22 protein-coding genes and 1 riboswitch are annotated in these 23,433 nt (G+C 75.3%); of the genes, 14 read left to right on the top strand and 8 right to left on the bottom strand.

Annotated elements, in window-relative coordinates; genetic code table 11:
* The first annotated feature begins 1 nt into the window (after position 1).
* Positions 2–706 carry a Mut7-C RNAse domain-containing protein gene (locus AB3388_RS28105; protein WP_495408637.1) on the top strand — a complete coding sequence of 235 codons (705 nt, stop codon included), beginning with the start codon at positions 2–4 and terminating at the stop codon, positions 704–706.
* Here the strand turns inward: AB3388_RS28105 and argG are convergent.
* Positions 703–2,151, bottom strand: a complete 1,449-nt coding sequence (gene argG, locus AB3388_RS28100; protein WP_495408636.1) for an argininosuccinate synthase — start codon at positions 2,149–2,151, stop codon at positions 703–705. The genes AB3388_RS28105 and argG overlap by 4 nt on opposite strands.
* Before the next feature lie 122 nt (positions 2,152–2,273).
* On the opposite strand from argG, the gene AB3388_RS28095 reads away from it, so the two are divergent.
* Positions 2,274–3,563 carry an Nramp family divalent metal transporter gene (locus tag AB3388_RS28095; protein ID WP_495408635.1) on the top strand — a complete coding sequence of 430 codons (1,290 nt, stop codon included), beginning with the start codon at positions 2,274–2,276 and terminating at the stop codon, positions 3,561–3,563.
* Between the two features lie 48 nt (positions 3,564–3,611).
* On the opposite strand, the gene AB3388_RS28090 is transcribed toward AB3388_RS28095, so the two are convergent.
* Positions 3,612–4,508 (bottom strand): alpha/beta fold hydrolase, encoded by an 897-nt coding sequence (locus AB3388_RS28090; RefSeq protein ID WP_495408634.1) that lies wholly within the window; start codon positions 4,506–4,508, stop codon positions 3,612–3,614.
* A gap of 69 nt (positions 4,509–4,577) precedes the next feature.
* On the opposite strand from AB3388_RS28090, the gene AB3388_RS28085 reads away from it, so the two are divergent.
* The 6 genes from AB3388_RS28085 (at position 4,578) to AB3388_RS28060 (ending at position 9,342) form a co-directional block, all read left to right on the top strand.
* Complete coding sequence (locus AB3388_RS28085; protein ID WP_495408633.1) at positions 4,578–5,198, top strand: TetR/AcrR family transcriptional regulator; 621 nt, start codon at positions 4,578–4,580, stop codon at positions 5,196–5,198.
* 18 nt (positions 5,199–5,216) lie between these two features.
* A riboswitch (TPP riboswitch) is annotated at positions 5,217–5,319 on the top strand.
* Positions 5,317–5,928, top strand: a complete 612-nt coding sequence (locus AB3388_RS28080; RefSeq protein WP_495408632.1) for an ECF transporter S component — start codon at positions 5,317–5,319, stop codon at positions 5,926–5,928. Its footprint overlaps the riboswitch before it by 3 nt.
* 89 nt (positions 5,929–6,017) lie before the next feature.
* Positions 6,018–7,394, top strand: coding sequence for an ABC transporter ATP-binding protein (locus AB3388_RS28075; RefSeq protein ID WP_495408631.1), 1,377 nt, complete (start codon positions 6,018–6,020; stop codon positions 7,392–7,394).
* Positions 7,391–8,152, top strand: a complete 762-nt coding sequence (locus AB3388_RS28070; RefSeq protein ID WP_495408630.1) for an energy-coupling factor transporter transmembrane component T family protein — start codon at positions 7,391–7,393, stop codon at positions 8,150–8,152. The genes AB3388_RS28075 and AB3388_RS28070 overlap by 4 nt, the downstream gene beginning before the upstream one ends.
* Positions 8,153–8,169: 17 nt before the next feature.
* Complete coding sequence (locus tag AB3388_RS28065; protein WP_495408629.1) at positions 8,170–8,706, top strand: DUF1697 domain-containing protein; 537 nt, start codon at positions 8,170–8,172, stop codon at positions 8,704–8,706.
* Positions 8,707–8,892: 186 nt separating this feature from the next.
* Entirely contained in the window at positions 8,893–9,342 is a 450-nt protein-coding gene (locus AB3388_RS28060; RefSeq protein WP_495408628.1) for an ATP-binding protein, read from the top strand.
* Between the two features lie 6 nt (positions 9,343–9,348).
* On the opposite strand, the gene AB3388_RS28055 is transcribed toward AB3388_RS28060, so the two are convergent.
* Both AB3388_RS28055 and AB3388_RS28050 read right to left on the bottom strand, forming a co-directional pair.
* Positions 9,349–11,895, bottom strand: a complete 2,547-nt coding sequence (locus AB3388_RS28055; RefSeq protein ID WP_495408627.1) for a SpoIIE family protein phosphatase — start codon at positions 11,893–11,895, stop codon at positions 9,349–9,351.
* Positions 11,896–12,055: 160 nt separating this feature from the next.
* On the bottom strand, positions 12,056–13,867 hold the full coding sequence (locus AB3388_RS28050; RefSeq protein WP_495408626.1) for a gamma-glutamyltransferase family protein: 1,812 nt from the start codon (positions 13,865–13,867) through the stop codon (positions 12,056–12,058).
* 993 nt (positions 13,868–14,860) lie between these two features.
* Here AB3388_RS28050 and AB3388_RS28045 point away from each other — a divergent pair.
* On the top strand, positions 14,861–15,184 hold the full coding sequence (locus AB3388_RS28045; RefSeq protein WP_495408625.1) for an ArsR/SmtB family transcription factor: 324 nt from the start codon (positions 14,861–14,863) through the stop codon (positions 15,182–15,184).
* Complete coding sequence (locus AB3388_RS28040; protein ID WP_495408624.1) at positions 15,181–15,543, top strand: VOC family protein; 363 nt, start codon at positions 15,181–15,183, stop codon at positions 15,541–15,543. Before AB3388_RS28045 ends, AB3388_RS28040 begins: the two co-directional genes overlap by 4 nt.
* A gap of 4 nt (positions 15,544–15,547) precedes the next feature.
* Here AB3388_RS28040 and AB3388_RS28035 read toward each other — a convergent pair whose 3' ends face one another.
* Positions 15,548–16,414 (bottom strand): ATP-grasp domain-containing protein, encoded by an 867-nt coding sequence (locus tag AB3388_RS28035; RefSeq protein WP_495408623.1) that lies wholly within the window; start codon positions 16,412–16,414, stop codon positions 15,548–15,550.
* 45 nt (positions 16,415–16,459) lie between these two features.
* Between AB3388_RS28035 and AB3388_RS28030 the strand changes: the two genes are divergently transcribed.
* Both AB3388_RS28030 and AB3388_RS28025 read left to right on the top strand, forming a co-directional pair.
* Positions 16,460–17,155 (top strand): head GIN domain-containing protein, encoded by a 696-nt coding sequence (locus AB3388_RS28030; protein ID WP_495408622.1) that lies wholly within the window; start codon positions 16,460–16,462, stop codon positions 17,153–17,155.
* Between the two features lie 35 nt (positions 17,156–17,190).
* Positions 17,191–18,135: a nucleoside hydrolase gene (locus tag AB3388_RS28025; RefSeq protein ID WP_495408621.1), complete on the top strand. Its 945-nt coding sequence runs from the start codon at positions 17,191–17,193 to the stop codon at positions 18,133–18,135.
* A gap of 4 nt (positions 18,136–18,139) precedes the next feature.
* Here AB3388_RS28025 and AB3388_RS28020 read toward each other — a convergent pair whose 3' ends face one another.
* Positions 18,140–19,162, bottom strand: a complete 1,023-nt coding sequence (locus AB3388_RS28020) for a fatty acid desaturase family protein (RefSeq protein WP_495408620.1) — start codon at positions 19,160–19,162, stop codon at positions 18,140–18,142.
* A 160-nt stretch (positions 19,163–19,322) separates the two neighbouring features.
* Entirely contained in the window at positions 19,323–20,006 is a 684-nt protein-coding gene (locus AB3388_RS28015; RefSeq protein ID WP_495408619.1) for a GAF and ANTAR domain-containing protein, read from the bottom strand.
* Between the two features lie 198 nt (positions 20,007–20,204).
* Here AB3388_RS28015 and AB3388_RS28010 point away from each other — a divergent pair, with 198 nt between their 5' ends.
* Positions 20,205–20,666 carry an ATP-binding protein gene (locus tag AB3388_RS28010; RefSeq protein WP_495408618.1) on the top strand — a complete coding sequence of 154 codons (462 nt, stop codon included), beginning with the start codon at positions 20,205–20,207 and terminating at the stop codon, positions 20,664–20,666.
* A gap of 2 nt (positions 20,667–20,668) precedes the next feature.
* On the opposite strand, the gene AB3388_RS28005 is transcribed toward AB3388_RS28010, so the two are convergent.
* Positions 20,669–21,310 (bottom strand): flagellar brake protein, encoded by a 642-nt coding sequence (locus tag AB3388_RS28005; protein ID WP_495408617.1) that lies wholly within the window; start codon positions 21,308–21,310, stop codon positions 20,669–20,671.
* A gap of 321 nt (positions 21,311–21,631) precedes the next feature.
* Between AB3388_RS28005 and AB3388_RS28000 the strand changes: the two genes are divergently transcribed.
* Positions 21,632–23,413 (top strand): putative bifunctional diguanylate cyclase/phosphodiesterase, encoded by a 1,782-nt coding sequence (locus AB3388_RS28000; RefSeq protein ID WP_495408616.1) that lies wholly within the window; start codon positions 21,632–21,634, stop codon positions 23,411–23,413.
* Positions 23,414–23,433: the final 20 nt, after the last annotated feature.

Below are 23,433 nucleotides of genomic sequence, written 5' to 3'. Positions count from 1 at the left end.
CGTGGGCACCGACGTCGTCGTCCGGGTGGCCGGGTCGCTGGCCTTCCTGCTACCGCTGCGCGACCGGACGGCCCGGCGGCGGGGGCTCGGCTTCGATCCCGACGCGACGGTCGGCCACGTGGTGCAGGCCGCCGGCGTCCCGCTGACCGAGGTGGGCAAGCTCGCCCTGGACGGCGCCCCCGTCGGCGTCTCCGCCCGGACGGCGCCCGGCGCGACGGTGGACGTCGGGCCGGTGGCCCGGCCGCAGCCGGCGCCGGCCGGCGGGTTCCTGCTCGACGTCGGCCTGGGCGCGCTCGCCCGCCGGCTGCGGCTGCTCGGCCTGGACGTCGCCTACTCCTCGGCGGCCGACGACCCCGAACTGGTCGAGCGCGCCCGCACCGAGGACCGGGTGCTGCTCACCCAGGACCGCGGGCTGCTGATGCGCCGCGCGCTGCCGGCCGGCGCGCTGGTCCGCGGCGCGGGGGCGGAGGAGCAGGCGGCCGACGTCCTCGACCGGTTCGCCCCGCTGCTGGCGCCCCTCACCCGGTGCACCGCGTGCGGTGCGCCCCTGGCCGCCGTCCCCAAGGCCGAGGTCGCCGACCGGCTGCCGCCCGGCACCCGGCGCAGCTACGACGAGTTCTCCCGCTGCACCGCCTGCGGGCGGGTCTACTGGCGCGGCGCCCACGCCCGGCGCATCGACGCGCTGATCCGCCGCGCGCGCCGCTAGTCGGTGCCCGCCTCCATCGCGGCGCGGTCGAGCAGCTCCTCGTCGGCGGAGACCTGGCCGCGCGAGGCGATCGCCTCGGCGCCGCCCTCCCGGGTCACGTCGATCAGCCCGGTCGCGGCCGCCTGGGCGGCACCGATGGCGACCCGCGTCGTCCCGCCGACCATGCCGATCCGGGCGTACTGCTCGAGCCGAGCGCGGGAGTCGGCGATGTCCAGGTTGCGCATGGTGAGCTGGCCGATGCGGTCCACCGGGCCGAACGCGGAGTCCTCGGTGCGCTCCATCGACAGCTTGTCCGGGTGGTAGCTGAACGCGGGCCCCGAGGTGTCGAGGACCGAGTAGTCCTCGCCCCGGCGCAGCCGCACGGTGACCTCGCCGGTGACGGCCATGCCGACCCAGCGCTGCAGCGACTCGCGCAGCATCAGCGCCTGCGGGTCCAGCCAGCGGCCCTCGTACATCAGCCGGCCCAGCCGCCGGCCCTCGGTGTGGTAGGTGGCGAGGGTGTCCTCGTTGTGGATCGCGTTGACCAGCCGCTCGTAGGCCACGTGCAGCAGCGCCATCCCCGGCGCCTCGTAGATGCCCCGGCTCTTGGCCTCGATGATCCGGTTCTCGATCTGGTCGGACATGCCCAGGCCGTGCCGGCCGCCGATCGCGTTGGCCTCCAGCACCAGGTCGACGGCGGAGTCGAACTCCTTGCCGTCGATCGTCACCGGCCGGCCCTGCTCGAAGCCGATGGTCACGTCTTCAGTGGGGATCTCGACCTCGGGGTCCCAGAACCGCACGCCCATGATCGGCTCGACGATCTCGACGTTGGCGCCGAGGTGCTCCAGCTGCTTGGCCTCGTGCGTGGCGCCCCAGATGTTGGCATCGGTGGAGTAGGCCTTCTCGGCGCTGTCCCGGTAGGGCAGCCCGTGGGCGACCAGCCACTCGGACATCTCCTTGCGGCCGCCGAGCTCGGAGACGAAGTCGGCGTCCAGCCACGGCTTGTAGACCCGCAGCCGGGGGTTGGCCAGCAGGCCGTACCGGTAGAAGCGCTCGATGTCGTTGCCCTTGAACGTCGAGCCGTCGCCCCAGATCAGGACGTCGTCCTCGAGCATCGCGCGGACCAGCAGCGTGCCGGTGACCGCCCGGCCCAGCGGGGTGGTGTTGAAGTACGCACGACCGGCGGTGCGGATGTGGAAGGCGCCGCAGGTGAGCGCCGCCAGCCCCTCCTCGACCAGCGCGGCGCGGCAGTCGACCAGCCGGGCGATCTCGGCGCCATAGCTCTCGGCCCGCCCGGGGACCTTCCCGATCTCGGGCTCGTCGTACTGGCCGAGGTCGGCCGTGTAGGTGCACGGCACCGCGCCCTTGTCGCGCATCCACGCGACGGCCACCGAGGTGTCGAGTCCGCCGGAGAAGGCGATCCCGACGCGCTCGCCGATGGGCAGGGAGGTGAGCACCTTGGACATGAGCACAACTATGCACGCTTGTGCATGACTATGCAAAACCGGGGTCGGAGGCCCGGGCGTGACATCCGGGCCGGGCACCGGTAGGAACGACCCTTCACCGGCTCCCTGCTCGCGAGGCCCCCGTGTACCTGTCCAAGACCGAGGCCGCCGTCCTGCCGACCACCCTGATCGGCAGCGGCAACCGGAGCACGGAACCGGCGGGCCGGCGGCGGCTCTGGCCGCTGCTCGGGCCGGCGTTCGTGGCCGCCGTCGCCTACGTCGACCCCGGGAACTTCGCGACCAACTTCTCCGGCGGCGCGGCCTTCGGCTACACGCTGCTGTGGGTGATCGTCGCCGCCAACCTCATGGCGATGCTCATCCAGTCGCTGACCGCCAAGCTCGGGATGGCGACCGGCCGGGATCTCGCCACGCTGTGCCGGGAGCGGCTGCCGCGGCCGGTGACGTGGCTGCTGTGGGTGCAGGCCGAGGCGGTGGCGATCGCGACCGACCTGGCCGAGATCGTCGGCGGCGCGGTGGCGCTGCACCTGCTGTTCGGGGTGCCGCTGCCGGTCGGCGGCTGCATCACCGCGGTGGTGGCCTTCGTCCTGCTCGCCGCCCAGTCGCGCGGGCACCGACCGTTCGAACGCGTCATCGCCGGGCTGCTCCTGGTCATCGGGCTGGGCTTCGGCTACACGCTGATCGGCTCCGGGGTGGACCTCGGCGGGCTGGCCGGCGGGCTGGTGCCCGCCTTCGAGGGGCCGGAGAGCCTGGTGCTCGCCACGGGCATCCTCGGCGCGACGGTGATGCCGCACGTCATCTACGTGCACTCCGCGCTCACCCCGGGCCGCTACGGCGACGTCGTCACCGCCGGTCGCAGCGCCGGGGGACGGCGCCGGCTGCTGCGCGCCCAGCGGCTCGACGTCCTGCTGGCGATGGGCCTGGCCGGCCTGGTCAACGCCTCGATGCTGGTCATCGCGGCGCAGCTGTTCAGCGGCGCGGGCGAGGCCGGCTCGCTCGAGGCGGTGCACGGCGGACTCGGCGACCGGCTCGGCGCCGGCGCGGCGGCCGCGTTCGGGATCGCGCTGCTGGCCTCGGGCTTCGCGTCGTCCTCGGTGGGCACGCACGCCGGGCAGGTGGTGATGGCCGGCTTCCTGCGCCGCACCATCCCGCTCATGGTCCGCCGGGGCATCACGCTGGCGCCGGCGCTCGCCGTCCTCCTGCTCGGCGGGGACCCCACGACCGCACTGGTCTGGTCGCAGGTGGTGCTCTGCTTCGGCATCCCGTTCGCCCTGGTGCCGCTGCTGTGGCTGACCAGCCGGCGCGACCTCATGGGCGGGTGGGTGAACCGGCGGCCCACCACCGCCGCCGGCGCGGTCGTCGCGGCGCTGATCATCGGCCTGAACGCCTACCTGCTCACCGACCTCGTGCTCTGAGCGTGCTTCATCGCGACAAGACACGCGTACTTGATCGCGACAAAGCGCCTAGGAGGCCCGTGTGCGGGCCTCGTCGGCGGTCGCGCGGATCTCGTCGGCGAACGCGGGCCACAGCGCGCGGGGCAGCTCGTGGCCCATGCCGGGGTGGACGACCAGCCGCGCGCCGGGGATCGCCGCGGCGGTGGCCCGCCCGCCCTCGGGGCGGATCATCACGTCGCTGTCGCCGTGGATCACCAGCGCGGGCACGCGGACGGCGCCGAGCTCGGCCCGCAGGTCGCGGGCCGCGCGCTGCGCGGCGTTCTGGCGCTTCGCCCCGGGGCCGGTGAGCCCGGCGTCGTCGCGGGGCATCGCCACGCGGAGCATCGCCAGGTGGCCCTCCCGGTCGGGCGGGTAGCCCGGCGAGCCGGTGACCTCCTGCATGGCGACCATGAAGTCGGCCATCGCCTCCGGGGTCGCGGGCCGGCCGTGCTCCTTCGCCAGCCGGCGCGCGCGGCGTACCAGCGCCAGCAGGGTCCGGGTGCGCATGCGCCCGATCCGCGGCGACGGCGTGGACATGATCGAGGTCAGGGACAGCACCCGGTCGGGGTGCTCGACGGCGAGCAGCTGGGCGATCATCCCGCCCAGCGACGCCCCGACGACGTGCGCGGCGGGCCAGCCGACGTCGTCCAGCACCGCGAGCGCGTCGCCGGCCATGTCCGACAGCGAGTAGGGCGCCGGCCCGCGGCGCGGCGGCGGGACGTCGAGGTGCGTGGACAGCCCGACGTCCCGGTTGTCGAAGCGGACGACGGTGAACCCGCGGCCGGCCAGCTCGCCACACAGGCCGTCGGGCCAGCCGACCATCTGCGCGCCGAGGCCCATGACCAGCAGCAGCGGTTCCCCGCCGGGCTCCCCGAGCACCTCGTAGGCCAGCTCGACCTCGCCGTTGCGCGCCGTCCGAACGGTCATGCCGGCCTCCCCGGTCGTCGTATGGATACATACGTATCACGAAAGCCCCCGGTGCGCGAGGATGGCGGCATGCCCCGGCGCGTGGACCACGACGAGCGGCGGCGCGCGCTCACCGACGCGCTGCTGCGGATCGCCAGCACCCGGGGGCTGCAGGCGGTGACCATGCGGGAGGTGGCCGCCGAGGCCGGCGTCTCGCTGCGGGTCGTGCAGTACTACTTCACCGACAAGCGCACGCTCATGGCGTCCGGCCCGGCCGAGCTCGCCGCCCGGCTGGACCGGCGGGTGCGGGAGCGCGCGGCCGCGCTCGGCACGGGGCTGCCGCCGCGCACGGTCCTCGAGGTGGTCCTCACCGCGATCCTGCCGATGGACGAGCAGAGCCGGGCCGACTCCCTGGCGTGGACGGCGTACTACGCCGCCGGCCTCACCGGCGCGGAGTGGGTGCCGGGGATCGCGGAGGAGGCGCTGGCCCCGCCGAACGCGCTGGAGAACTGGCTCACCGGCGTCCTCACCCGCGCCCGGGAGGACGGCGAGGTGCCGGCCGACCGCGACCCGCGCACCGAGGTGGCGGGCCTGCTCGCGATGGCCAACGGGCTGACCTCGAGCGTGCTGGGCACGCAGCGCACCGCCGAGCAGGCCGCCGAGGTGTTGCGCTACCACCTCGATCGACTCTTCCGGTCCGACGGGGGCTAGGCTTCGCGGCACAACAGAAGAAACCGACAGGGGAGCGCTCAGGCGCTGAGAGTGCGGTCCGCCGCAGACCCTCGAACCTGATCCGGGTAATGCCGGCGCAGGGAGTCTGGAGGAATCCATGGCCGACCAGGCCGTCCGTCCGTCCGCAACCGCGTCCGAGCCCGCGCACCGGCTGCGCTGGCGCACCGTCGACATCGTCGTCGCCGCCGTGCTCGGCGTCGCCTTCGGTGTCGTCTTCTGGGCCTGGAACCTGGTGGCGGCGCTGGCCGTCCCGCCGGTGTCCGGGCTGCTCAACGGCGTCTACCTGATGCCCGGCGTGGTGGCCGGGCTGCTGGTGCGCAAGCCCGGCGCGGCGGTCTTCGCCTCGACCCTGGCCGCGACCGTCAGCATCGTCCTGGGCTCGCCGTACGGCGGGATCATCGTCGTCTACGGCCTGGTGCAGGGCCTCGGTGGCGAGCTGGGCTTCCTGCTGACCCGCTACCGGCACTTCGGCTGGGGCACCGCGGTCCTGGCCGCGGTCACCGCCGGGCTGTCGACGTCGATCCTGGACCTGTCGCTGTACTACCCGGTGTCCTCGGACTACCCGTTCTGGTCCTTCACCGCGCCGTACACGCTGTTCACGGTGCTCTCGAGCGTCGTGCTGGCCGGGATCGTGGGCCTGCTGCTGGTCCGCGCGCTGGCCCGGACCGGCGCGCTGAACGCCTTCGCCTCGGGCCGCCGCCGCGTCTGACCGACCCTTCCCCGATGAAGCGTTCCCCGGACGCTTGTGCTCTGCCCATCCTGGTGGGCAGAGCACAAGCGTCGGCAGGACCGGTCCAGGTGAGGGCGCGCGGACTGGGCGTCCGGCACGCCTCCCGCCACGCCTGGGCGCTCACCGGCGTCGACCTCGTCGTCGAGCCCGGCGAACGCGTGCTGCTGACCGGCGCCTCGGGCGCGGGCAAGTCCACGCTGCTGGCCGCGATCGCCGGGATCCTGGACCCCGAGGGCTCCGAGATCACCGGCGAGTTCACCGTGGACGGCGCCCCACCGCGCGCCGCCCGCGACCGGCTCGGCCTGCTCATGCAGGACCCCGACAGCCAGCTGGTGATGACGCGCGCCGGGGACGACGTCGCCTTCGGCCTGGAGAACGCCGGCCTGCCCGCGGACGTGATCTGGCCGCGGGTCGACGAGGCGCTGGGCGCCGTCGGCTTCCGGTACGGGCGCGAGCGGCCCACCGCGGCGCTCTCCGGCGGGGAGAAGCAGCGGCTGGTGCTGGCCGGCGCGCTGGCCCGCCGGCCGGGTCTGCTGCTGCTCGACGAACCGACGTCCCAGCTCGACGGCCCGGGCGCCGCACTGGTCCGCGAGGCCGTGGCCCGGACGACGGCGGACCGGACGGCGACGGTCCTCGTCGTCGATCACGACGCCGAGCCGTGGCTGCCGCTGGTCGACCGCGTGGTCGAGGTGGTCGACGGCGGCCTGGTCGAGCACGGCGCGGGCTGGCGGCCGGCCCCCCGCGCGGCCGGCCTCGACCTGCCCGCCGCGCCGGACGGACCGGTCCTGCTCGCCGCCGAGGCGGCCGGCTACACCTACCGCGGCGCGGCCGCCCCCGCCCTCCGGCCCACCGACGCCGTCCTGCACGCCGGCCGCGCCCTGGCCGTGACCGGCCCGAACGGCACCGGCAAGTCCACCCTCGCCCTGCTGCTCGCCGGCCTGCGCGGCCCGACGACGGGCCGCGTGCTCGCCGCCGAGGAGCTGGCCGCCGGCGTGCGGCGAGGCCGCCGGGAGCCGCACCGCTGGCGTGCCGCGGAGCTGGTCAGCCGGATCGGCACGGTGTTCCAGCACCCGGAGCAGCAGTTCCTCACCGGGCGGCTGCGCGACGAGCTGGCGCTGGGCCCGCTGCGCTCCGGGGAGCACGCCACCGCGGCCCGGGCGACCGCCGACGCCCTGCTCGAGCGGCTGGGGCTGACCGCCTACGCGGAGGCCAACCCGTACACGCTCTCCGGAGGCCAGCAGCGCCGGCTGTCGGTGGCGACCGCGCTGGCCACCTCGCCCCGCGTGCTGGTGCTGGACGAGCCGACCTTCGGCCAGGACGCAGCCACCTGGCGCGAGCTGGTGACGCTGCTGGCCGAGCAGCGGGCGGCCGGCTGCGCGGTCGCCGTCGTCACCCACGATGCCGACCTGGTCGCCGTCCTCGCCGACGATCGGCTGGCGCTGTGAGCTCCCTGGCCCTGGGGCCGGCGACGGCCGTGCCGCTGTCCCGGATCAACCCCGTCGCGCAGCTCACCGCGCTCGCGGTGGTCACCCTCGTGCTGGTCACCAGCCTGGACCTGGTGACGCCGGCGGTCGTCGTCGCCGCGGAACTGTGCCTGCTGCCCGCGGCCGGACTCGCCCACCCGGGGGTTCTGCTGCGGCGGACCTGGCCACTGCTGCTCGGCGCCGGCGCGGTCGCCGTCGTCAACGTGCTGCTCTCGCCCGTCGCCACCCCGGTCACCGGGCTGGGGCTGGCGCTGCGGGTGGTCGGGCTGGCGCTGCCCGGCGTGCTGCTCGTCTCCTCGACCGACCCCGTGCGCATGGCCGACGCGCTGACGATCCACTGGCGGGTCTCGACCCGGTTCGCCTACGGCGCCCTGGCCGCGCTGCGCCTGGCCCCGCTGCTGGTCACCGAGTTCGAGGCGATCCGGCTGGCCCGGCGGACGCGCGGGGTGGAGGCCGGCCGCAACCCGGTGGCCGCCGTCCGGCTGCTGGCCGGTGCGGCGTTCACGCTGCTCGTCGGCGCGGTGCGGCGCGGCTCGCGGCTGGCCACCGCCATGGACGCCCGCGGCTTCGACTCCGGCGTCCCCCGGTCCAACGCCCGCGGGTCGCGGCTGCACCGCCGGGACGCCGTCGCCGTGGCCGCCACCGTGGCGGTCTGCGCCATCGCGGTGACCCTGAGCGTCGCCACCGGCGCGTGGGACCCGGTGTTCGTCGGCGGGTAGGCGTTACCGTCCCGGCCGTGGCCAGCACCCGGTACGTCGCCCTGCTCCGTGGGATCAACGTGGGCAAGGCCCGGCAGGTCGACATGCCCCGGCTGCGCGACGTCCTCACCGCGGCCGGGCACGGCGACGTGCGCACGCACCTGCGCAGCGGCAACGTGCTGCTCGACAGCCCGCTCGCGGAGGCCGACCTCGCGGCGCAGCTGACGCGGGAGATCGAGAAGGAGTTCGGCTTCGAGGTGCCGGTCGTGATCCGCACCGGCGCCGAGCTCGCCGCGGTGCTGGCGGCCGACCCGCTCGGGGCGGTCGCGACGGACCCGGCCCGGTACTCGGTCACCTTCCTCCCCGAGGCGCCGGCCGAGGCCCGGATCGCCGAGCTCCCCCCGGCGGAGGACGGCGAGTACGTGGTCCGCGGCCGCGAGCTCTACCTGTGGCTGCCCCAGGGCATGGCGGCCGGCCCGATGGCGACGTGGAAGTGGGACCGGCTGCTCGGCGTCGCCGGGACCAACCGCAACTGGAACACGGTGACGAAGCTGGCCGGGCTGGCCGCCGGCTGAGGACCCCGGAGCGACCGGCGGGTGCGGTCCGTGGTGGACTGGCGGCAGGCGTGGACGCAGCGCTTCCCGTGAACCGGCGTCACCCGTCCGAGGTGATGCGCGTCCTATGACGTTTGGACGGCCGCCCCGCGGCCCATACGAGATGGTCGGCCGCAGTTCCGCGCGGCCTCGGTGGCAAGGGGACGCATGGTGGCGGGCACGTCGGCGGGGCCGCTCTGGCCGTCGGCGACCCCGCCCGCGGCCCACGACGGCCTGTTCTGGGAGCTGACCGACGTCGCCGAGCTGCCCGTCGTCCGGTCGCAGGTGCGCCGGCACGCCGACGCCACCGCGCGCCGGCACGACTCCGAGAGCGCGGACCTGCGCGACCAGCTGGTGCTCGCGCTCGACGAGATGGCCAGCAACGCGCTGCGCCACGGCGGTGGTGACCGGGTGACCGCGGCCGTGCGGCTGACCGAGCAGGCCTACCTCGTCGAGGTCACCGATCAGGCGCGGACCTCGCCGCCCGTCCCCGCGGTCGGCCGCGACCCCAGCGAGGGCGGCCTGGGCCTGTACCTGATCGCCGAGCTGGCCACCGCCCACGGCTGGTACGCCACCGACAGCGCCAAGATCGTCTGGGCGCTGCTCCCCCGCGGCTAAGGCCCCCTACTCCTCCGGCGGCACGGTGGGCGGGAGCACGCGCGGCCCGGCCTCCGGTGGGCACGGCCGGTCCTGCCGGTGCAGCCGGATGGCGACGAGGGCGATGTCGTCCTGCAGGCCGTCGGGGCGCAGCCGCTCGATCAGCAGGTCGCAGAGCTCGGCCAGCGGCCGGTCGGCCAGCTCGGCCAGCGCGGCGCGCAGCCGGGCGATCCCGTCGTCGAGCGACAGGTCGCGGCCCTCGACCAGGCCGTCGGTGTAGAGCAGCACCGTCGCGCCGCGCCGGAAGCTCACCACGGACTCGGTGCGGCGCGCGGACGGGTCGACGCCGAGCATCAGCTCCGCGCGCTCGCCGGCCAGCTCGTCGATCCGGCCGTCGGGGTGCAGCAGCAGGGGCGGCGGATGGCCCGCGTTCGACCACCGCAGCCGGGTGAGTCCGGCGGCCCGCTCCTCCGCCGTCTGCTCGACCCGGGCGATGGCCGCGGTCGCCATCGCGCGCATCTGCAGCCCCTCGATGGCACGGTCGAGGTCGGTGAGCACCTCCGCCGGGCCGATGCCGTCGCGGTAGGCCATGCCGCGCAGCAGCCCGCGCAGCTGCCCCATCGTGGCCGCCGCCTCGGTGTCGTGGCCGACGACGTCGCCGATGACCAGCACGGTGGCGCCGCGGGGCTGCAGGAAGGCGTCGTACCAGTCGCCCCCGACCTGGGCGGCCTGCATGGCCGGCTGGTAGCGGACGACGATCTCGGCGTGGTCGGGCTCCGGCGGCGCGGTCAGCAGGCTGCGCTGCAGGCCCTCCGCGAGCCGCCGCTGCTGCTCGTACAGGCGGGCGTTGTCCAGGGCCAGCCCGGCCCGCTCGGCCACCTCGCGGGCGGCGGCGACGTCCTCGTCGTCGGCCGGCCCGCGCCCCACCGAGCGGTAGATGGAGAGCGCTCCCAGCGTGCGGCCGCGCGCGGTCAGCGGCAGGGTGACCGCGCTCTGCGGCACCAGGGCGTCGAAGACCGGCCGCACGGCCGGGTCGAGGCCGGGCCGGACGGCGGCGGGCACGTCCGGGACCACCATGAGCTGGCCCGACCCCAGGGCCTTGAACACCGGCGCGTCCGCGTCGACCGCGGCCAGGCGCAGCTCCGCGTACCGGGCGGTGAGCTCCCGCGCGTCCGCGTCGCGGTGCCAGCTGCCGACGTCCCGGATCCGCCCGTCCTCGTCCAGCAGGCTCACGATGGCCCAGTCGCCGAGCACCGGGACGACGATCTCGGCCAGCTGCTGCAGCGCCGCCCGCTCGTCCCGCCCGTCGCCGACGGAGCCGGCGAGCATGGCGCTGACCTCGGCGACCAGGCGCAGCCGCGCGGCGCTGCGACGGGCCCGCTCCTCGGCGGTGCGCCGCTCGGTGATGTCGAGGAAGTAGACCGACAGCCCGTCGGGGCCGGGCCACGCACGGACCTCGTACCAGGCGTCCAGCGGCGGCGGGTAGTACGCCTCGAAGACCCGCTCCTCGCCGGAGGTCATCGCGCTGCGGTAGTGCGTCTCGAACTCGCTGCCCACCGCGAGGGGGAACAGCTCCCAGATGTCGCCGCCGAGCAGGTCCTCCCGGCAGGACTGCAGCACCCGCTCGGCCTCGGCGTTGACGTAGGTGAAGCGGTAGCCGCGGTCGAGGGCGAAGAACGCCGCGGTCATCGTCTCGAGCACCCGGGCGACGCGGGCGTCGGCGTCCCGCTGCTCTGTGGTGTCGTAGGCGGCGCCCAGGAAGCGGACGGCGGTCCCGCTGTCGTCGGCGACGGCCCGGCCCCGGCCCCGGATCCAGCGGGTCTCGCCGGTGGGCAGCACGATCCGGTACTCGGCGTCGAACCCGCCGCAGGTCTCGACCGCGGTCCGCAGCGCCTCGTCGACCCGGGCGAGGTCGTCCGGGTGCAGCCGGGCGTTGAACGCCTCGATGCTCTCGGTGAAGGTCGCGCGCTCGTAGCCGAACAGCTGGACCAGCCGGTCGTCCCAGATCAGCCGGCCGGTGGTGAGGTCCCAGTCGAAGCTGCCGATCTCGGCCGCGTCGATCGCCAGCTCGAAGCGCACCCGGTGCGCCTCGAACTCGCGGGCCAGGGCGGAGAGCTCGAGCTCGGTGGCGACCGAGTCGGCCATCTGGCGCAGCAGCGCGACGTCGGCGTCGGTCCACGCCCGCGGCTGCGGCCCGAAGACGCACAGCGTCCCGACGACCTGCCCGTCGTGCGCGGCGAGGGGGATGCCGAGGTAGGAGCGGACGGCGCCGGAGGTCACCGGCGGGAGGGCGGCCACCCGCACGTCGGTCTGCGCGTCGCCGACCACCAGCGGCCCCGAGCTGCCCGTGGCCGCCGTGCACAGCACGTCCTCGAGCGAGGAGCGGGCACCGAGCGACCCGGGCGGGAGGCCGGCACCGCCCACGATCAGCTGGGTCTCCCCGAGCAGCGCCACGTGGGCCGCCGGCGCACCGAGCAGCCGGGCGGTGAGCTCGGTGAGCCGTTGCAGCGACCGCGACCCGACGGCGGTCTCCTCCAGCCGGCGGACGGCGGCCAGACGGCCGTCAGTACTCACGCCGGTTCCTTCCAAGCGTGGGGCGAGCGACCCTGGTTTGGATCAGCCGAGCGATGGGGGGACTACGACGATCGCGCCTGTCCGGTCCGGCAATCGACGTTCCTTTGTCTCACGAACATCCCGTCGCGCACAACAAATGTGTCGGAACGAACGCGGCGAGTCACCGTCCGGCGGCGTAGCCCTGCATCCCCCGCGGGTTCGCGGCGGCCCGCAGCACGCCGGTCTCCGGGTCGCGGCTGACCGCGGAGAGCCGGCCCAGCGACCAGGCGTCGGAGACCACGACGTCGTGGCCGCGGCGGCGCAGGTCCGCGACGGCGTCGTCCCCGATCCTGGACTCGACCACGATCTCTCCGGGCGTCATGTCCCGTGGGTAGAACGACGACGGGAAGGCCGTCGTGTGCCAGGCCGGGGCGTCGATGGCCGCCTGGAGGTCGAGCCCCTCGACCAGGTGGCGGATCACGAAGCACAGCTGCCACTGCTCCTGCTGGTCCCCGCCCGGGGTGCCGAAGGCCAGCGCCGGGACGCCGCCACGCAGGGCGAGGGACGGCGTGAGGGTGGTGCGCGGGCGCTTGCCGGGGGCCAGGGAGTTGGGCAGGCCGGGCTCGAGCCAGAACATCTGCGCCCGGGTGCCGAGCGCGAAGCCCAGCTCCGGGATCACCGGCGAGCTCTGCAGCCAGCCGCCGGAGGGGGTGGCGGAGACGAGGTTGCCCCAGCGGTCGACGACGTCGACGTGGCAGGTGTCGCCGCGGGTCGTGCCCAGCGGGTCGACGGTCGGCTCGCCCACACCCGCCCCGGAGTGCACGCGGGGGGCCTCGGAGCCGCCGGCCGTGACGAAGGCCGGCAGCCGGGGCGGGCGCCCGCCCGGGGAGCCGGGCCGCAGGTCGCGGCTCGCGGTCCCCCCGATGAGCGCCCGCCGCTCGGCGGCGTAGGTGGACGAGAGGAGGTCGTCCACCGGCACGTGCTCCACGTCCCCGTACCAGGCCTCGCGGTCGGCCATCGCCAGCTTCGTCGCCTCGACGCTCGCATGCACCACCTCGGCGGTGTCCGCGTCTTCGGCGACGGAGGCGTTGCCTCCCGCAGGGCCCGCCGGCAGTGCGCCGTCCAGCATCGCCAGCGCCTGGAGCAGTGCCGGTCCCTGGGACCACGGCCCGGCCTTCGCGAGCGTCCACCCCCGCCAGTCCAGGGTGACCGGCGGCTCGTACCTCGGGGTCCACGTGGCCAGGTCGTGCGCGGTCAGAAACCCTTCGTGCGGACGACCGGAGTCGTCCATCACCGGGTACCGGCAGAACCTGTCGATCGCCTCGGCGACGAATCCACACGACCAGGCGGCCAGTGCCGCATCGATCTGCGCCTCCCGTGTGGGACCGCGCGCTGCGTCGAGCAGGCGGCGGTAGGTCGAGGCCAGGACCGGATTGCGGAAAAGACTGCCGGCGGCGGGAACTGCTCCGTCGGAGGTGAGCCAGGTGGCGGCCGAGGTCGGCCAGTGGGTGCGGAAGTGCTCGGAGACCGAGGCGCAGGTCGCGACCACCCGCGGGTGCAGGGGGTGGCCGGTCTCGGCGTACTCGATGGCGTAGCGGAGGACGGCGTCCAGCGGCAGGGTGCCGTGGTCGCGCAGCAGGGTCAGCCAGGCGCCGACGGCGCCCGGGACCGTCGCGGCGAGGAGGCCGGTTCCGGGGACCAGGTCGAGGTCCAGCTCCCGGAAGGCGTCGATCGTCGCGGCGGCGGGGGCGACCCCCTGACCGGAAAGGACGACGGGCTCCCCCGAATCCCCTCTGGCGAAGAGGACGGGGACCTCGCCGCCGGGCCCGTTGAGGTGGGGCTCGACGACCTGGAGGGCCAGCCCGGTGGCGACGGCCGCGTCGAACGCGTTGCCGCCGGCCTCGAGGGTGGCCATGCCCGCGGCGGTGGCCAGCCAGTGGGTCGAGGCGACCATGCCGAACGTTCCGGCCAGTTCCGGGCGGGTGGTGAACACTCGGCCACCGTAGAAGCGGCCTCGTGCGATCGCGCGCCGGGATACGAGGCCGGGTGCGCGGGAAGTCGCGCTGCGGCGGGGGAAGACGCCGCAGGCGGGATCGTGGGGGTGCTGGGCAGCTCGCGCAGGACGACGGGGCCGTCGGGGCGCGGCCGCGCGGGCGGGATCGGCTCGGGCGCCAGCGAGATCACCCTGGCCGTGCCGCCCCAGGCGCGGTAGGCGCCGTCGGGGCCGGCGCCCCAGAGGGCCAGCCGGCGGACCAGGCCGCGCAGCCGGCCCGGCCGGAGGGCAGGGGGCGTGCCGGGCGTGGGGACGGCGGCCGGCCGGGCAGCGCGCCAGGCGAGGTACTCACCGTCCGGGCCGGCGCCCCAGAGCGCCGCGCGGCGGGCCAGCCCGCGCAGGCCGCCCGGCAGCGGGGCAAAGGGAGCGGGAACGGGAGCGGGAGCAGGCGTGGGGGCCGGGGCGCGGACGGTCACAGCCGACGCCGACGAGCGCAGCGGCGGCACGGGTCGCAGGGCCACGCCCCGCGTGGCGCGGTAGGCGACCGAGCGCCGAGGGCGCTGCGGCTGGCGCGGCAGCATCGCGTCGGCGCGGTCGAGCACGTCGAGCAGACCGGCCAGGGACCGGTCCGTGTCGGAGGAGGACGGCACGAGCGGTGCTGCGGCCGGAGAGCGCGTCTCGCCGTTCATGCCGTCCTCCTTTCGACGTCCTGACCGCGGCTGGGGAAGGTGTCGCGGACAAGGAGAAAGGTAGGGAGCGGAGCGCGTTTTCTAGGCGCTTTTCCGAGGCTCCTTGACCGCGCGTGACCGAACCGTTGCACCGCCCGGAAAAGGGGGCGATGACCGTTTTCTGCAGCGGTTTCCTTGTCGACACACAGCCGCTTTCCACGCTCGGACCGCCGTTTCGGGGAATGCGGTCACCCCGCCGGCCCGGGGACACCCGTGGCGTGTCGCGGCCCCGTGGTAAGTTTCGACTTACCAACGAGGAGGCGCCGTGGACCTGGACGACGTGCTCGCCGCCGTCGCCGACCGGACCCGGCGTGCGGTGCTGCAGCGCCTGGCGCACGGGCCGGCCACCGTGGGCCAGCTGGCGGCGCTGTTCCCCATCAGCCGCCCGGCGGTCTCCCAGCACCTACGGGTGCTGCGGGAGGCGGGGCTGGTCCGCCCCGTGGCGGCGGGGCGCACGTCGCCCTACGAGCTCGTCCCCGGCCCGCTGTTCCTCGTGGAGTCCTGGGCCCGGGACCTCGCCGACCGCTGGACCGCCGGCCCGACCGCACGCCGGCCCGCCGACACCCGTTCCACGGAGGAGATCCGATGAGCCAGCCGGTGACCTATCTGGAGATCAACAGCCCCGACCTGGCGGCCTCCAGCGCCTTCTTCGCCGCGGCATTCGGCTGGCAGCTGCAGCCGTTCGCGACGCCGGACTACCTCGTGGCACCCGGCGGCGACGCCGGTGGCATCGACACCGCGCTGCTGCCCTCCCGGGACGGCGCGCCCCGGGCGGTCCCGGTGGTCCGCGTCCCGTCGCTCGAGGCGGCCACGGCGCGGGTCCGGGAGCACGGCGGCTCGGTCGTGGTCGAGCCGTTCACCATCCCGGGCGTCGGCCGCGGCTGCTATGTGGTCGACCCGGCCGGCGTCCTCGTCGGCCTGCACGAGTACGACCCCGACGCGCGCTGACGCCTCACCGGCGCGCGGCGATGGCGGCGGCCAGCCGCTCGGCGGCCCCGGGCGCGACCGGCAGGTTCAGGCTCGGCTCGGTCAGCTCGACCTCGAGCACGAGCGGGGCGCCGTCGTCCCCCGGCACGAGGTCGACGCGCGCGTAGAGCGGCACGATCCCGGTCCGCGCGAGGACGGCGGCCAGGACGGCGTCGCCGACGGCGCGCTGTGCGGGGTCGGCGGTGCGGGGGGTGATGGTCTCGGCGGCGAACAGGCCGGGCCCCAGCGGCGCCCCGGCGAGGAGCGCGCCCTTGCCGAACGCGTGGCTGTACTCGCCGTCCAGGTAGACCAGCCCGGTCTCGCCCTCGTCGTCCAGCCGGGCGAGATAGGGCTGCACCATGACCGGCCGCCCGGTGGCGAGGATCCGCCCGGCGAACGGGCGCGGGTCCTCCCCGGCCCGGAAGCGGGCGGTGTCGCGCGCGCCGGCCGACACGACCGGCTTGACGACGACGTCGCCGGCCCAGCGGTCCAGCGCGGCGGCCAGCTGCCCGTCCTCGGCGGCCCACGCCGTCGGGACGACCGGCACGCCCGCCTCGGCCAGCTCCGCCAGGTAGCGCTTGTCGGTGTTCCACGCGAGCACCCCGGCGGGGTTGTGCAGCCCGGTGGCCGCCTCGACCGCCCGGGCCCAGGCGAGGAAGGCGTCGCGGCGCGGCGCGTAGTCCCACGTCGAGCGGACCACCACGAGCTCGGCGGCGGCCCAGTCGACCTCCGGGTCCGCCCAGTCGGCGGCCGCGGCGGTCAGGCCGGCGTCGGCGAGCGCGGCCACGAGCAGCGGCTCGTCGTCGTCCAGACCCCGGGCGTCGGCACAGCTGGCGAGGAGCACGTGCGGCATGCACGAGATCCTCTCCGGCGCCGTCCGGCGGAGGAGCATGCACCCATGCGCGGGACGTGGGTAGCGGCGGCCGTCGTCCTCCTCACCGGGTGCGGGCTGACCTCGTTCACCGGCGATCCCGGCCCGGCGCGCAGCGAGGACCGCCCGGTCGAGGCGGTGTCCGCGGTGGAGCTCGCGACCAGCGGCGAGCTGGTCCTGACCACCGGGGACACGCCGTCCCTGCGGATCACGGCGGGGGAGAACGTGCTCGACCAGCTGACCAGCGAGGTGCGCGACGACCGGCTGGTCCTCGACGCGAAGCGCTCGGTGGGGGGCCTCGGCGACGTCCGCTACGAGCTGGTGCTGCCGGCGGCCGCGACGCTGGAGCTGTCCGGCTCGGGGACCGTGCGGGCGACCTCGCCCAGCGCCCTCCGCGAGATCGAGCTCTCCGGCTCGGGCCAGATGCGCGCCGAGGGCATGGACGTCGACGAGCTGCGCGTGCGGCTCTCCGGCTCGGGCACCGTGACGCTCGACGGCCGCGCCGGCCGGCAGGTCGTGGAGGTCGACGGCTCGGGCCAGTACGACGCCCCGCAGCTCGACAGCGGGACCGCCGACGTGACGATCTCCGGCTCCGGCTCGGCGGACGTCCAGGTCAGCGACTTCCTGGTCGCGGTCGTGACGGGCAGCGGCACGGTCACCTACGGCGGCGGCGCGCAGGTGGAGCGCCACGTGGACGGCAGCGGCAGCGTCGAGGAGCGCTGAGCCGCCGATGAGGGCCCCTCTGGTGGGATGAGCGGGTGGCCGGCACCCCGCTCGTGATCGACACCGACCCCGGCATCGACGACGCCCTGGCGCTGCTGCTCGCGGTCGCGAGCCCGGAGGTGGACCTGCGGCTGGTGACGACGGTGCACGGCAACGTCGAGCTGGCGCAGACGACGGAGAACGCCCGGCGGGTGCTGCACCTGGCCGGGCGGTCCGACGTCCCGGTCGCGGCCGGCGCCCGCTCCTCGCTGGTGCACCCGCAGGCCGAGCGCGCGGGGCACGTGCACGGGACGGCGGGCCTCGGCGGGGTGGAGCTGCCGCCGTCCCCGGCGCCGCTCGACCCCCGCCCCGCCGTGGTGGCGCTGGCCGACCTGCTGCTCTCCTCCCCCGAGCCGGTCACGGTGGCCACCATCGGCCCGATGACCAACCTGGCGCTGCTGCTCGGCGTCTTCCCCGAGGCGGCCGAGCGGATCGGGCGGCTCGTGGTGATGGGCGGGTCCGCGGCGCTCGGCGGCAACGTCACCGCGGCGGCGGAGTTCAACGTCTGGGCCGATCCGGAGGCGGCCCAGGCCGTGCTCACCGCCGGGCTGCCGACGACGATGGTCGGCCTCGACGTCACCGTGCCCACCGTCCTGACCGAGGAGGGCATCGCCCGTTTCGCCGCCGCCGGGCCGGTGGGCGCGACCGCCGCGGCGATCCTGCGGCAGTACCTCGACCACGCCCGGGCCTCCTACGGGACGGCGGGCGTGGTCGTGCACGACGCGCTCGCCCTGACCGAGGCGATCGTCCCGGGCACCCTGAGCACCGTGCGCCGCTCGGTGGTCGTCGACACCACGCTCGGCGCCGCCCGCGGGCAGACCGTCGTGGACCGGCGGACCGTCTCCCGGGCGCCGGGGGCGATCGAGGTCGCCGAGCGCGTCGACAGCGGGGCCGCCGTCGAGTTCCTGGTCGAGCGGCTGATCCGGCTGCAGCGCCGGTGACCGCTCAGGCGGGCGCCGGCGCCGCGATCGCGTGCAGGTGCCGCAGCACCTGGGCGTAGGAGTCGAGCAGCCCGGTCTCGACGTAGCGGACGCCGCGCTCGGCGCAGAACCGCGCGACGATCGGCTGCGCCCGGCGCAGGTTGGGCCGCGGCATGCTCGGGAACAGGTGGTGCTCCACCTGGTAGTTCAGCCCGCCGAGCAGCCAGTCGGTGACCCGCCCGCCCCGGACGTTGCGGGAGGTGAGCACCTGGCGGCGCAGGTAGTCCTGCTCCTCCTCGTCGGTGAGCGGCGGCATCCCCTTGTGGTTGGGCGCGAACGCGCAGCCCATGTAGAAGCCGAACACCGCCTGGTGGACGGCGAGGAAGAGCAGCGCCTGGCCCCAGGTCAGGACGACGAACGGCACCCCGACGAACGCGACGACGTGCAGAGCGAGCAGCGCGCCCTCCCGCCACCGTGCCTTCACCGTGCCGTCGCGCAGCGCGGCGACGCTGCCCACGTGCAGGTTCAGCCCCTCGAGCAGCAGGATCGGGAAGAAGACGACGGCCTGGTGGCGGGTGAGCCAGCCGACCAGGCCGCGCCGTCCCAGGCCCTGCCCCGGCAGGAACACCAGCGGCCCCGCCGGCGCGACGTCCGGGTCGAGCTCCCCGTGGTTGGGGTGCGCGTGGTGCCGGTTGTGCTTGTCGAGCCACCAGCCGAAGCTCAGGCCGGTGAGCAGGTTGCCGAGCAGCACGCCGATCAGGTAGCTGCCGCCCCGGGTGCGGGCGACCTGCTTGTGCCCGGCGTCGTGGCCGAGCATCGCGACCTGGGTGGACAGGACGCCGAGCACGGCCGCGGTGAGCAGCTGCCACCAGCTCGCCCCGACGAACGCGAAGGCCGTCCAGGCGGCGGCGAAGGCCCCGAGCGTCAGGGTGAACTTCGCGGCGTAGTAGGCCGGGCGCCGGCCCAGCAACCCCGCCGCCTTGATCCGCGCGGACAGCTCCGCGTAGTCGCTGCGGGTGCGGCGGGCCAGGGGCTCGGTCGTCGTCACGGCTCTCCTCGGCGCGCGTCGGCACGCCGGGAGGTTCAGCGTGGGGACCGGAACGTCCCGGGGCGACCGGCGGAACGCACCGGGAAGCCCCGGTCACCCATGGCCGCGACGCTAGCCGTGATCACGGTCGGCCGCCGGATGACCTTGGTGGGCTGCGGCCCTACTCCTGGGTGGACTCCACGATGCCCGTGGCGATGTCGCGCAGCTTGCGGTTGTAGCGCTGCGAGGCCTCGCGCAGGATCTCGAAGGCCTGATCGGCGTCCACGTGCCGCTGGGCCATGAGCACGCCCTTGGCCTGCTCGATCACCGCCCGCGACTCCATGGCGACCCGCATGTGGTGTGCCTGCTCGCCCAGCTCGGCGTGCGCGGTCGCGTTGGCGACGGCGACCGCGACGATCTCGGCCACGTCGAGGCCGGCCCGCAGCGACTCCGGCGAGTCGAACGCGCCCGGCACGGTGGAGTAGTTGTTCAGGGCCCCGATGCTGATGCCCTGGTACGGCAGGGGGACCGACAGCGAGCTTCGCACCCCCTGGGCGACCACGCGCGGCACGTAGTGCGGCCAGCGCTTCTCGGTGCGCATGTCGTCGACCCGCAGGACCACCCCGCCGCGGCCGGCGTCGAGGCAGGGCCCGTACCCCTCCTGGTACTGCAGCTCGTCGGCGGCCAGCGCCATCTCCCCCGAGTACGCCGCGGTGAAGCCCTTCTCGTCGCGGATCAGCGTGATGGACGTCGCCTCCGAGCCGGGGATGCCGCGCACCGCGATCGACGTGATCTCGGTGAGGACGTCGCGCAGCGTGCGGTTGGCGAGGACCACCCGGCTGAGGTCACGCAGCAGTTGCTCCACGGTGTCGAGTCTGCCAACACCCCCCCGGATCCGGTCTCTTCTGCGCGTCGTGGTGCGATCGGCGAGGATGGGTGTCGGCCGGCCGTGTCGGGGACCGGCCCGCCTGCGGAGCGGACGCAAGGGGGGAAGGCGATGGCCCTGGAGCCGTGTCGCGAACCCGATCCCCCCGCGACGTGGCCCTGCGTCGCCGTTCCGTCGGTGCCCGGCGACGTCTGGCACTGGCAGCTACCGTCGCTGTCGGTCGTCTCCCGCGTCCGGTCGGACCTGCGCGCCCGGATCGCCCACCCCTCGGTGAGCGCCTCGTCCACGGACGACGCCCGCGACGGGCTGCTGCTGGTCTTCGAGGAGCTGGCCTCCAACGCGATGCGGCACGGCGGGGGCGACGTCCGCGCGCTGGTGATCGCCGGCCCCTACGGCTGGCTGCTCGACCTCAGCGACGAGGCGCCGGACCGGCCGCCGATCCCCGCCGTCGACCGCGACCCCGCGCTCGGCGGCATGGGGCTGCACCTGGTCGCCCAGCTGTCGCTGGACTACGGCTGGGAGCGCCGCCCGGGCCGCAAGCACGTCTGGGCGCGGCTGCCCTCGGGTCGGGAGGAGCTGGAGAGCGCCCGCGACGTGCTGCCCGAGCCGCGCTCCCCCGAGATCCGCTGGCGGGACTGAGCTCAGTCGCTCTGCCGGGCCCGTTCCTCGCGCAGCGCCTGGAACACGCGGCGGCGCATCCGGTCGCCGTCCTTCTCCGGCAGGTCGAGGAACCGGACCGACAGCAGCCAGCGGGCGCCGCGCGCCTGCAGGCGCACGAGCTGGCCCTTGCCGCGGATGGCGGGGCCGTCGCCCAGGTCGACCACCAGGTCCAGGCGCGCGCCCTCCTCCGGCGGGACGCCGAAGCCGTCGCAGGCGACCCGCATGCCGGCCTCGCTGAGGTCGACGGTCTCCCCGGTCAGCTCGACGCTGCTGTAGCCCATCTCGACGGGCAGCGCCACGCGGGCGCGCACGGCCTGGCGGCGCTGGCTGACCTCGGACGGGCCGGTGATCTGCAGCCGCCACCGGGGCGCCGCGCCGACCTCCGCCTGCAGCACCTCGGCGGGCAGCGCGCGGGTCTCCTCGCCGGCCTTCCAGAAGACCTCGACCTTGTCGCCGGTCGCGGCCACGACCTGCTCGACGAACTCGCCGACGGACGGGCGGACGGTGAGGACGCCGTCGCCGACGAACTCCACGCGGGTGCTGACCGAGATCCCGCGCCCGGTGAGCGTGACCTCGGCCTCGCTCTGCTCCTCCGGATGGTCGACGCCGGGTTCGCTGGTCATGGGTCCTCTCCGATCTGCGTTTCCGGGATCCGGGTGCCGCACGCACCGGGCCCCGCGGTGACGAACCGTAGTCCCGCGAGGGCCGCCCGCCTCCGTCACCCGCCCGGCGCGCCGCCCGACCACACCACTCGTGCCCCGCCGGCCCCTGCTGAAGACCTCCGCGCGGATCTCCCTCCGGAGGGGGAGGTCCGCTCCAGCGGTCAAGTACGGAACGAACTCGACCGATAGGACGGCGTGCTCAACGTCCTGCCGACGCGCCTGGCTGCGCTCCTCCCCGAGGGACGGCTGCTGCCCGAACCGGTCTGGCGGCGCCGTCACTCCATGATCGTCCGGATCTCCGCGATCCAGGCGGTGGGTCTCGGCCTGCTGTCGCTGTTGACCGGCGCCACGCCGCTGGTCGCGCTGTGCAGCACGCTGGCGCTGCTGCTGCCGCTGCCCCTCGCCCTGCCGGACGAGTTCGGCCGCAAGCTGCGCGCCGCCGCCACGACGGTGAGCCTGCTCGGCGGCTCCATCCTGCTCGTGCACCTCATGGCCGGCATCACCGAGGCGCACTTCTCCTTCTTCGTCGTCGTCGGCGTCGTCTCGCTCTACCAGGACTGGACGCCCTTCGGCGTGGCGCTGCTGCTGACCATCGCCCACCACGGCGTCATGGGCACCTGGCACCCGCGCGAGGTGTTCGGCACCACGCAGGCCCAGGCGCAGCCGTGGGTCTGGGCCGGCATCCACGGTGCGTTCGTGCTGGCCGCGAGCCTGGCCAACCTCGCCGCGTGGCGGCTCAACGAACAGCAGGGGCTGCGCGACCCGCTCACCGGCCTGGCCAACCGCACGCAGCTGCTGGAGACCACCTCCACGCTGCTGCAGCGCCGCCGCGGGCCGGTCAGCGTGCTGCTGCTCGACGTCGACGACTTCAAGGACGTCAACGACACCCGCGGCCACTCCGCCGGCGACCAGCTGCTGCTGGCCGTGGCCGGTCGCCTGGCCGGCTGCGTGCGGCCGGAGGACCAGGTCGCCCGCCTCGGCGGTGACGAGTTCGCCGTCGTGATGGGCGCCGGGCCGCGCACCGCCCGGACCGTCGCCGCCCGCATCCTGGCCGCCTTCAGCGACCCGGTCTCACTCGACGGGCGCACCGTCGTGGTGCACGTCAGCATCGGCGTCGCGGACACCACGACCGCCGGCGAGCACACCGCCGACGCGCTGCTGCGCAACGCCGACCTGGCGATGTACCTGGCCAAGGCGCAGGGCAAGCACCGCGTCGTCGTCTACGCCGACGGCATGGCGCAGGAGGCGCGGGGCAAGGCGGAGCTGGTCGAGAGCCTCGCGCGGGCCCTGCCCCAGGGCCAGCTCGAGGTGCACTACCAGCCGGTCGTCGGCCTGCCCGCCGGCGAGGTGACCAGCTACGAGGCCCTGGTGCGCTGGCACCACCCGGAGCGCGGCCTGATCTCCCCCGCGGACTTCATCCCGCTGGCCGAGGACACCGGCCTGATCGTGCCCATCGGCGCCTGGGTGCTCACCGAGGCCGCCCGCCAGGCCGTCGTGTGGTCGCGCGAGGCCGGCCGGCCGATCGGCATGGCGGTGAACCTCTCGCCCCGCCAGCTCGCCGACGACGACGTCGTGGCGACCGCCGCGGCCGCTCTCGAGGAGACCGGCCTGCCCGCCGTCCAGCTGACCCTGGAGGTCACCGAGAGCGTGCTCGTGCAGGACATCGAGCGCGTGGTCGACCGGCTGCAGGCCCTGCGCACCCTCGGCGTCCGCATCGCGATCGACGACTTCGGCACCGGCTACTCGAGCCTGTCCTACCTCCGCCGGCTGCCCGCGGACACCATCAAGATCGACCGGAGTTTCGTCACCGACCTGGCCCAGGACGGCGCCTCGCGCACGCTGGTGTCGTCGATCATCGAGCTCGCCCGCAGCCTGGAGCTCGACGTCGTCGCCGAGGGCGTGGAGGACGCCGCCCAGCGCAGCGTGCTGCAGTCGCTGCAGTGCTCGCACGCGCAGGGCTTCCTCTTCGCCCGGCCGCGGCCGGCCGGCCAGCAGCGGCCGGGGCTGCTCGACGGCGCCATCCCCGTGCCGCGGGTCGCCGTGGAGGCAGCCCTTCCGGCCTGACGCCCGCGGCGGCACACTCC

It is taken from the genome of Geodermatophilus sp. SMS 5-13 (assembly GCF_059428245.1).
The sequence above is the reverse complement of the archived record's forward strand: the minus strand, read 5'-3'. Positions and strand labels throughout refer to the sequence as shown.